General features: G+C 58.3%; 8 protein-coding genes. 4 read left to right on the top strand and 4 right to left on the bottom strand.

Annotated elements, in window-relative coordinates; translation table 11 throughout:
- Positions 1-125: 125 nt before the first annotated feature.
- Both WH50_RS22150 and WH50_RS22145 read right to left on the bottom strand, forming a co-directional pair.
- The gene (locus WH50_RS22150; protein WP_110189396.1) at positions 126-974 is read right to left on the bottom strand and encodes an AraC family transcriptional regulator; all 849 of its coding nucleotides are present in this window, start codon (positions 972-974) and stop codon (positions 126-128) included.
- A 142-nt stretch (positions 975-1,116) separates the two neighbouring features.
- The gene (locus WH50_RS22145; RefSeq protein WP_110189395.1) at positions 1,117-2,028 is read right to left on the bottom strand and encodes a LysR family transcriptional regulator; all 912 of its coding nucleotides are present in this window, start codon (positions 2,026-2,028) and stop codon (positions 1,117-1,119) included.
- A 178-nt stretch (positions 2,029-2,206) separates the two neighbouring features.
- Between WH50_RS22145 and lysA the strand changes: the two genes are divergently transcribed.
- The 3 genes from lysA (at position 2,207) to WH50_RS22130 (ending at position 4,429) form a co-directional block, all read left to right on the top strand.
- On the top strand, positions 2,207-3,454 hold the full coding sequence (gene lysA, locus WH50_RS22140) for a diaminopimelate decarboxylase (RefSeq protein WP_110189394.1): 1,248 nt from the start codon (positions 2,207-2,209) through the stop codon (positions 3,452-3,454).
- Positions 3,455-3,714: 260 nt separating this feature from the next.
- Entirely contained in the window at positions 3,715-4,140 is a 426-nt protein-coding gene (locus tag WH50_RS22135; protein WP_341476844.1) for a peptidoglycan recognition protein family protein, read from the top strand.
- A complete protein-coding gene (locus WH50_RS22130) occupies positions 4,121-4,429 on the top strand; it encodes a hypothetical protein (RefSeq protein ID WP_110189392.1) in 309 nt (102 codons plus the stop codon). Before WH50_RS22135 ends, WH50_RS22130 begins: the two co-directional genes overlap by 20 nt.
- Positions 4,430-4,606: 177 nt before the next feature.
- Here the strand turns inward: WH50_RS22130 and WH50_RS22125 are convergent, their stop codons facing one another.
- Positions 4,607-5,995: an aspartate aminotransferase family protein gene (locus tag WH50_RS22125; RefSeq protein WP_165838522.1), complete on the bottom strand. Its 1,389-nt coding sequence runs from the start codon at positions 5,993-5,995 to the stop codon at positions 4,607-4,609.
- Between the two features lie 163 nt (positions 5,996-6,158).
- Positions 6,159-7,664, bottom strand: coding sequence for an aldehyde dehydrogenase (locus tag WH50_RS22120; RefSeq protein WP_110189391.1), 1,506 nt, complete (start codon positions 7,662-7,664; stop codon positions 6,159-6,161).
- A gap of 355 nt (positions 7,665-8,019) precedes the next feature.
- Between WH50_RS22120 and WH50_RS22115 the strand changes: the two genes are divergently transcribed.
- Entirely contained in the window at positions 8,020-8,829 is an 810-nt protein-coding gene (locus WH50_RS22115; protein ID WP_110189390.1) for a gamma-glutamyl-gamma-aminobutyrate hydrolase family protein, read from the top strand.
- The last annotated feature ends 246 nt before the right edge of the window (positions 8,830-9,075 follow it).

The following is a 9,075-nucleotide window of genomic DNA, read 5'->3' as shown; positions in this document are numbered from 1 at the left end:
AGATAGATTTTCAACGACCTGATAGGCGAACAAATCCAGCATGGTGAGTCTTATTTGTGCAGAGAAACAGAGAGCGCAGCGCGGATGCGCTGCTCAGAACAGGTGCTGAGGTTGAGCGCTGAAGTCTATGCCGAGTGCTGCAGGCAGCTCTGATACTGACGCGGCGTCATGCCATAAATGCGCTTGAAGCGGCGGTTGAAATGGCTGAGATCGGTAAAGCCATGCTGCAGGGCGACCTCTTCCAGCTTGCCGCCCGTTGCCAGCGCACTGCGGGCGGCATTGATGCGGCAGTTAAGGACGTACTGGTGCGGCGTGATGCCAAACTGCTGCCGGAACAGCCGCAAAAAGTGGTACTTGGACAGATTGGCGGCGGCACTGATGGCATCCAGATTGATGTCTTCGTGCATATGCGCCTGAATAAAATCCTTGGCCCGGCGCAGTAGCCGGTCGGTGCGGGGGCGCTGGGTGGATTCAGCCACACTGCCTTCACGCTGCGCCAGCCGTTCAGCGATACCCAGCAGTTGCTGTTCCTGTTCGATCTGGCTGCCCTGACCGCGCTGGATCATCTGCCCCAGCGTCTGCAAATGCTGGCGCAACGGCTCATCCCACAACAGGGTATCGCTGGCGCGAAAACGGCACTGCTCCGGGTGGCGCACCGTTTTGCCTGAGACCGATGCCACCAGCGCGCCCAGTGTTTCCGGCGGGACATACAGCATCTGATACGACAGCGGCACCTCGCCGCCGGAGTTGCCGTCGTGCACTTCTTCCGGGTTGAACAGAATGATCTGGCCGGGATGGCTGCGGTGATGATGGCCGCCGCTGAAGAATTCCTGCATCCCCGTCAGGGTGATGCCGAAGGCGTGCTCTTCATGGGCATGACGGTCGTAGTGGAAGTCGTCCATATCGGCATGCAGCAGGGTGACGCCGGGCAAATGGCTGCTGCTGCTGAACTGAAACTGATTGTGATCGCTCATGAACGCCTCCCTCCCGATGGGCCACGGCTGTTGAGTCCGTCATGGTCTGATGATCGAGAGGATGTACTGTAGCGCGTTCGGCGGTAGCGCACTTGGATAAAATTGCTCACCGGCGGCCACGCGGAGGCATCACGCTTTCTGGCTAACGTGGCTGTAACTGCTGTCTGATCTGCCCGGCAGCCACCTGCAGCGCGTCAGTAAAGGCGCTGACCAGTGGCGAAGGCGGGCGGTGCAGTGGCCGCACCAGACTGACGGTGAACGGGATCGACTCGCTGAAACGCCGGATCACCACGCCCTGACCGGCGTAGTCCAGCGCGGTGAGCGGGTTGACGATGGCCACCCCGATACCTTCTCGCACCATGGCGCACACCGATGCCGCGCTGTGGGTATCAATCACCAGCTGCCGCTCGACCTCATGGCGGGCAAAGGTGCTGTCGATCTGCTGCCGGTAGCTGTCCAGTGCCGACAAACTGATAAAGGCCTGCCCGGCAAAATCGCCCGGGGTCAGCACGGTTTTGCTGGCCAGCGCATGGCCCTGCGGTAGCACACAGACCTCATCCAGCACGATCACCGCATCCAGCTCGGTGCCCTGTGGCGCCTGCGCCACCTCGGTCAGGCCCAGATCATAGCGCTGGGCGGCCAGCCACTCTTCCAGCAGCGGCGACTCCTGCGGTGTGATGCTGATATTGACCTTGGGGAACTGGCTGACAAAGTGGCGGCACACCTGCGGCAGCAGCGACTGGGAAAACACCGGCAGGCAGGCGATAGACAGCTGGCCCTGCTCGAACTGGCGCAGCGTGGCGGCAGTATTGACGATGCGCTCCAGACCAAAATAGGCTCGCTGCACTTCTTCAAACAGCAGCAGCCCCTGTGCCGTCGGGCGCAAGCGGCCCTTGCTGCGCTCAAACAGCGTCATCCGGGTCAGATATTCAAAGCGCGCCAGCTCACGGCTGACGGTCGGCTGCGAGGTGTGCAGCATGGCGGCGGCGGCAGTGACGCTGCCGCTGGTCATCACGGCACGAAAGACTTCGATATGGCGCAGGGTGACTGACATGAGTGGTCCTCGTTAGACATCGGCGTGCCGTGGAAATAGTCCCACCTTATATCAGATATGAATGGCCTGTAGAAAAATTGATATTTTTCTGGAGGGTGACCGCCATGCTTCAATAAGTCCTTCATTTTTGGGCTGCTGCCTCGTTCGCAGCCATCGACAGAATTCAGGAGTACGCATAATGAGCACGCTGTCCGATCAACTGATTGCCACCCTGGCGCAGCAGCAGGGCACCCCCCTGTGGTGCTATGACGCGGCGGTTATCCGTGCCAAGGCGGCGCAGCTCAAGCAGTTCGATACCGTCCGCTTTGCCCAGAAAGCCTGCTCCAACATCCATATTCTCAGCCTGATGCGCGAGATCGGTATCAAGGTCGATTCGGTATCTCTGGGTGAGCTGGAGCGCGCCAAACGCGCAGGCTATCGCCTGACCACCACCGAAGGGGAAGCGGAAGTGGTGTTTACCGCTGACCTGTTTGATCGCCAGACGCTGGAGCGGGTGGTGGCTGACAAGATCGAAGTCAACGTCGGCTCGCTGGATATGCTGCATCAGCTCGGCCCGCAGTCGCCCGGCCATCGCGTATGGATTCGTGTGAACCCCGGTTTTGGCCATGGCCACAGCCGCAAAACTAATACCGGCGGCGAGAACAGCAAACACGGCATCTGGCACACCGAACTGCCGCAGGCGATTGCCGCCGTGCGTCAGTACGGCCTGAAACTGGTTGGCCTGCATCTGCATATCGGCTCGGGCGTGGACTATGACCACCTGCAGCAGGTGGGCGAGGCCATGATCGAGCTGGTCAAACAGGCGGATCACGATCTGGAAGCGATTTCCGCCGGTGGCGGCCTGTCGATCCCCTACCGTGACAGTGATGAGCCGGTCGATACCGCGCATTACTTCGAGCTGTGGGACGCCGTGCGCCAGCGTATCGCTGACCATCTGGGTCATCCTGTACGGCTGGAGCTGGAACCGGGTCGCTTCCTGGTGGCCGAGTCAGGCGTGCTGGTGGCCGAAGTGCGGGCCAGCAAATATATGGGCAGCCGCCACTTCACGCTGGTGGATGCCGGTTTTAACGAGCTGATGCGCCCCGCCATGTACGGCAGCTTCCACCGCATTTCCGTGGTGGCGGGGGATGGCCGTGATTTGAGCGCTGCCGAGCTGCAACCTACAACCGTGGCCGGGCCACTGTGTGAGTCCGGTGATGTCTTTACGCAGGGGGCGGAAGGCGTAGTGGAAAGCCAGGATCTGCCCGTCGCGGCGGTGGGTGATCTGGTGGTGTTCCACGATGCCGGTGCTTACGGCGCCACCATGTCCTCTAACTACAACAGCCGTCGCTATGCCACGGAATATCTGGTGGACGGTGATGCATCACGGGTGATTCGCCGCCGTCAGACGTTTGAGGAATTGCTGGCGGCTGAATTGCTGGATTGATAGGCACTGTAATAGATAGGCAATGAGTGCTTCTGCAGAAGCATTTATTGTGTGGTTCGGGAAGCCTTCGAGTGAGGCTTTCCTTTAGCTACTCAAGGTTGTAGTAGCGTCTAAATAAAGGGATGTATATGACAATACCTGTATCTCGTCGTTCTATTTAGAACGTCATTCTTACCCGCTGTAATGTTATCAGCCGCTCCCGGTGGGGAACTCGAAAGCCGTTATACAACAATCTTGTTGCAGACTGAGCTTTTGATAGTATCGCTATCCATCATTCAGGCAATGATGGCATGAAAGACCTTAAAGAAATTGAATATCACCATATGGTCAAAAATCGTTATGACGATGTGGGGTGTCATTTTCTGATTCACCCGACAGGAACGATCTATGAAGGCCGGGAAATCGTTTATAAAGGCTCGCATGTACAGAATGCTAACTCAGGGAAAATAGGCATTCTGATGATGGGGGACTTTGATCATCAATGGTGGGATATTGATGATGACCTCTCAAATACCAACCTTAATGCGCTGAATAAGTTGATCACGACACTACAGACATTTTTTCCAATTCGTTATTTGGGTGGGCATAAAGAGTATTTGCCTAATCAGGGCTATAGCTGTCCGGGGAGCGAAATTATGGCGAAAATTGATGGTTTAAGGGGGAAGTATGGCTTTGTTAAACCTTAAAACACTGCTTGCCTTATCTTTTTTGCTGGGCAGCATTGCACTGAGACTGTTTACAGGGGTGCTAACGTACAGCGATGAACCATCCACTACCTTGTTTTGGAAGGATAATCCCTCTTTTTCTACCGAGTTTGTCGATATAACTTTACCCGAGAGTGCCATTATTGTTCGGGACGAGAATGGTTTTCCGGGTGATGCCATTTATTATTTTGTAGTGGATTATGGCTGGCTGTTTTTTGGTGTAATAGTTGCGGGACTGTTTATTTCGACAGGGTTTAGAAGGAAAGCTTAATGTTAGTAGGTTTTAATCCTCATTTGTATTGAAATTTGAGCCTGTTGCTCAGACTCCGAGGGTTAGCTTGTGAACTAATCTCTAAAACAAAAAAGCCCGGACAGATCACTCTGGCCGGGCGGGGTAAACAGAACGCAGTGGTTTAAACAGGTATTCGGTGGCTGCTAACAGCCGTGATCAGCCCGCGATGGAGCGGGCGGTCAGGTCCAGACATTTCCATGCCTTGCTGACCAGCTCATCGACCTGAGCGTGGCTGAGAATAAAGGGTGGGGCGATGATCATGGTGTCACTTACGGCGCGCATGATCAGACCGTTCTGGAAGCAGTGCTCGCGGCAACGCATACCAACGCCCTGTTTGCTGTCAAAGCGGCGGTGGCTGGCCTTGTCGGCCACCAGTTCGATGGCGCCAAACAGGCCCAGACCACGTACTTCACCGACCAGCGGATGTGCCTGCAGGGTACGCAGCTGCTGCTGCAGATAGGGGCCGATGTCATCCCGGATGCGGGTGACCAGATGCTCCTGCCGCAGTATGGCCAGATTGGCCAGTGCCGCCGCGCAGGCCACCGGATGGCCGGAATAGGTGAAGCCGTGGTAGAACTCACCGGCATCGCCCATCAGCACGTCACTGACCCGCTCGCTGACCATCACCCCGCCCAGCGGGATATAGCCGGAGGTAATGCCCTTGGCGACCGGCATCAGGTCGGGTTTGACGCCGAAATAGTCAGCACCGAACCATTCGCCGGTGCGGCCAAAGCCGCAGATCACTTCATCGGTCACCAGCAGGATGCCGTATTCATCACAGATCTTCTGGATTTCCGGCCAGTAAGTCGCAGGGGGAATGATCACACCGCCTGCGCCCTGAATCGGCTCGCCGATAAAGGCTGCCACCTTGTCGGCACCGATCTCTTCGATGGTGTCGCGCAGTTCGCGGGCGCGCAGCAGGCCGAACTCTTCCGGCGACATGTCCTGACCTTCACCGTACCAGTAGGGCTGGTTGATATGGACGATATCGGGAATCAGGGTGCCCATCTGCTCATGCACCACGCCAAAGCCGCCGAGGCTGGCACCGCCAAGGGTGCTGCCGTGATAGGCGTTCTTGCGGGAAATTACCACCCGCCGCTGCGGCTGGTCCTGCAGCTGCCAGTAGCGCCAGATCATACGCAGCACGGTGTCGTTGGCTTCGGAACCGGAGCCGGTGAAAAACACCTGCTTGAAGCGTGGCGCCAGCTCGGTCAGCTGTCTGGCCAGTTCGATAGCGGGCGGATGGGCGGTCTGGAAGAAGTTGTTGTAGTACGGCAGTTGCTGCATCTGGGTATAGACCGCGTCGGCAATTTCCTTGCGGCCATAGCCGACATTGACGCACCACAGCCCGGCCATGCCGTCGAGAATCTGGTGGCCATCGACATCCCAGACATAGGCGCCTTCAGCGCGACTGATAATGCGTGAACCTTTGCCTGCCAGCTCCTTGAAGTCGGTAAAGGGATGCAGGTGATGCTGGCGATCGAGATGTTGCCACTCTTCACGAGTGCGCTCGGGGTGTGCGGCAGTGTTCATCGGGTTGTTCATTGCAACGCTCCATTGGGGTTAGCTGCGCGAAGCCTTATCGGACGAAATTGCCGGGGCGCACTGCTCCGACTGCCGGTGGCGGGGCCATCGGCAGTACAACGCTGTTCGGGGTGCAGTGATACGGTCGGCCAGCGAGCTGGCCGGGGCGCAGCAAATAGCTGTCTTAACAGCCGGTTAAGCGAATCCAGGTGGTCTTGAGTTCGGTGTACTTGTCAAAGGCATGCAGCGATTTGTCGCGGCCGATGCCCGACTGTTTGTAGCCACCGAAGGGCACGGTGATGTCGTCGGCATCGTAACAGTTGACGTACACCACACCGGCGCGCAGGCCACGGCTGATGCGGTGGGCGGTATTGATATTGCTGGTCCAGACGGCAGCGCCCAGACCGTAGCAGACATCATTGGCCACCTGCAGGGCTTCATCAGCATCTTTGACGCGGATGGCCGCCAGCACCGGGCCGAAGATTTCTTCCTGAGCGATGCGCATGCTGTTGTTCACATCGCTGAAGACCGTGGGTTGCACAAAGGCGCCGCCGGTGTCCTGCCGTACCTGCTGGCCACCCAGATAAAGGGTTGCACCTTCTTCCTGACCGATGCGGATATAGTCCAGCACCCGTTCCATATGTTTGTGTTCCACCAGCGCTCCGAGCGAAGTGGCCGGGTCCAGTGGATCGCCGGGCTGCAGGGTGGCGGCGACCTCAGCAATTTTGGCCAGCACCCGGTCATAGACCTTTTCATGCACGATCAGACGTGAGCCTGCGGTGCACATCTCCCCCTGATTGAAGAAGATGCCCCAGGCCGCTGCGGTGGCGGCGGCGTCGAGGTCTTCGCAGTCATCGAGAATGATGTGCGGTGATTTGCCGCCGCATTCCAGTCCGACCTTCTTCAGGTTGGACTGACCGGCATACTGCATGAACAGCTTGCCCACATCGGTGGAGCCGGTGAACGCCAGCGCATCCACATCCATATGCAGGCCAAGGGCCTTGCCCGCGGTCGGGCCAAAGCCTGGCAGCACATTGAGCACACCCGCAGGAATACCGGCTTCCAGCGCCAGTTCCGCCAGACGAATAGCCGTCAGTGGCGACTGCTCGGCAGGCTTCAGTACCACCGAGTTGCCTGCGGCCAGCGCCGGGCCGAGTTTCCATGCGGCCATGATCATGGGGAAGTTCCAGGGCACCACCACGGCCACGACGCCGACCGGCTCACGAGTAATGGTGGCCAGCGCGTTACTGGCGGTGGGAGCGATTTCGTCATAGATCTTGTCGATAGCTTCACCGTACCAGGCGATGCAGCGGGAGGTAGCGGGCACATCCACACTCAGGCTGTCGCTGATGGGTTTACCCATATTGAGGGTTTCCAGCAGAGCCAGTTCGTCAGTGTGCTCATCAATCAGTGCCGCCCAGCGTTGCATGATGCGCTTGCGCTGGCCCGGTGCCATGCCTGCCCAGCGGCGGTCTGCAAAGGCGCGACGGGCGGCTGCGACGGCGACATCCACATCAGCGGCATCGCACTCGGCGACGTCACCCAGCGGCTGGCCGTTAGCCGGGTTAATGGGGGTAAAGCGTTTGCCGGACAGGGCATCGCAGGCTTTGCCGTCGATAATGGCCTGACCGGGAATACGGATGCTGTGGGCGAGAGCCTGCCAGTCGGCAAGGGTTTTACTGTTGCTCATGGTTATCCTCTCTGGCCGGAGCGGCGTAGCGTGCTGCTCGACGTGCCCATGGGGTGGCTGGGACGGATCTGCGAGTGACCTGACGGGCGGTGTTGACTGCCATGCTGTTCTTAGTGTCACTGCAGAGGGGTGTCAAATTTGTGATCACAGGTTAGCACCGAGATAATGTGATCACAATATCGTGGTGCCGACAAAAAGCCAAGGTGAGCCATTCTGCTGCCCTGAGGGGGCCGTAAAATCCGCGCTTAGCCTTGCTAATTCATGGGGTTAGCAGGGGATGAAAATCGAGTGCTTGACAAGATTTCTAAAAAAGTGATCACTATATCTGTGTTCGGTAGCGCGGTTGGAGGTGTTTATGGGCGAGCAGCGCCCGTTAATCGGAATTCAGGCCGATGTGTTTTTAAACGGCCAGGCCCCCTTTCACGGGGTGGGGGAGAAATACATCAACGCGGTGATCCATGGCAGCCAGGCGCAGGCCATGCTGATTCCCGGACTGAGCTTTGAGCAGGACGGACGCGAACTGCAGCAGGTGGATGATGATTACCTGCGCGATCTGATCTCTCGCCTTGATGGCCTTTTTCTTCCCGGTAGCCCTTCCAACCTCAATCCCCAGCATTACCAAGAACCCCTGCTCCATCCTGATTCTCCCGCTGATCCTCAGCGCGATGCCACCAGCCTTCGTCTTATCCGTCTAGCCATTGAGCAGGGCGTGCCGCTGTTTGCCGTTTGCCGTGGCTTTCAGGAGCTGAACGTGGCGCTGGGCGGCAGCCTGTATCAGGCTGTACATGACCAGCCCGAACTGCTGGATCATCGTGAAGACAAGCAGGCCAGTCGTGCGGAACAGTATGCGCCCGCTCACGAGGTAACACTGGTGGCCAATGGGCTGCTGGCCAGCTGGCTGAGCTGCACACGCTGGAAGGTAAACTCCCTGCACGGTCAGGGCGTGAAGCAGCTTGCGCCGGTGTTACGGGTTGAAGCCCGTGCCGATGATGGTTTGATTGAAGCGGTCAGCCTGCCTTCGGCAGCGGCGCTGGTCGTCGCGGTGCAGTGGCACCCGGAATGGCAGTTTGCCGATGATGCGCTGTCTGCTGCGCTGTTCCATGCCTTCGGTGAGGCAGCGCGCCTGCGCCGGGCGCAGCGTCTGGCCACCAGCGGCCACAGTTAGCGTTCTGTCGGTAACGATACAGAGAAGTACATGCAGAGAGGTTTGGCTTGCGCCAATGACCACCATGGATCCCCCGGTTTCTGCCGGTGAGGCGGTGGAGGAACCACCCCCCGCGTCGACACGGCGCCGGTCCCGAGCCGGCAAACAGCATTACCAACAAGGTACACAAGCGGGTCACCCAATAACTTATTACAGCTATGTTGATAGCGGCCCGCACAGCACGATAGTCAGGCTCAACGCCTGAGC

Source organism: Pokkaliibacter plantistimulans (assembly GCF_003194385.1).
GTDB lineage: Bacteria > Pseudomonadota > Gammaproteobacteria > Pseudomonadales > Balneatricaceae > Pokkaliibacter > Pokkaliibacter plantistimulans.
This window is presented reverse-complemented; position numbering and strand designations above follow the sequence as displayed.

Bases quoted from the DNA above. Each gene is read 5' to 3' on its own strand.
- WH50_RS22150 (WP_110189396.1), bottom strand. From the start codon at position 974: ATGAGCGATCACAATCAGTTTCAGTTCAGCAGCAGCAGCCATTTGCCC.
- WH50_RS22145 (WP_110189395.1), bottom strand. From the start codon at position 2,028: ATGTCAGTCACCCTGCGCCATATCGAAGTCTTTCGTGCCGTGATGACC.
- lysA (WP_110189394.1), top strand. From the start codon at position 2,207: ATGAGCACGCTGTCCGATCAACTGATTGCCACCCTGGCGCAGCAGCAG.
- WH50_RS22130 (WP_110189392.1), top strand. From the start codon at position 4,121: ATGGCTTTGTTAAACCTTAAAACACTGCTTGCCTTATCTTTTTTGCTG.
- WH50_RS22125 (WP_165838522.1), bottom strand. From the start codon at position 5,995: ATGAACAACCCGATGAACACTGCCGCACACCCCGAGCGCACTCGTGAA.
- WH50_RS22120 (WP_110189391.1), bottom strand. From the start codon at position 7,664: ATGAGCAACAGTAAAACCCTTGCCGACTGGCAGGCTCTCGCCCACAGC.
- WH50_RS22115 (WP_110189390.1), top strand. From the start codon at position 8,020: ATGGGCGAGCAGCGCCCGTTAATCGGAATTCAGGCCGATGTGTTTTTA.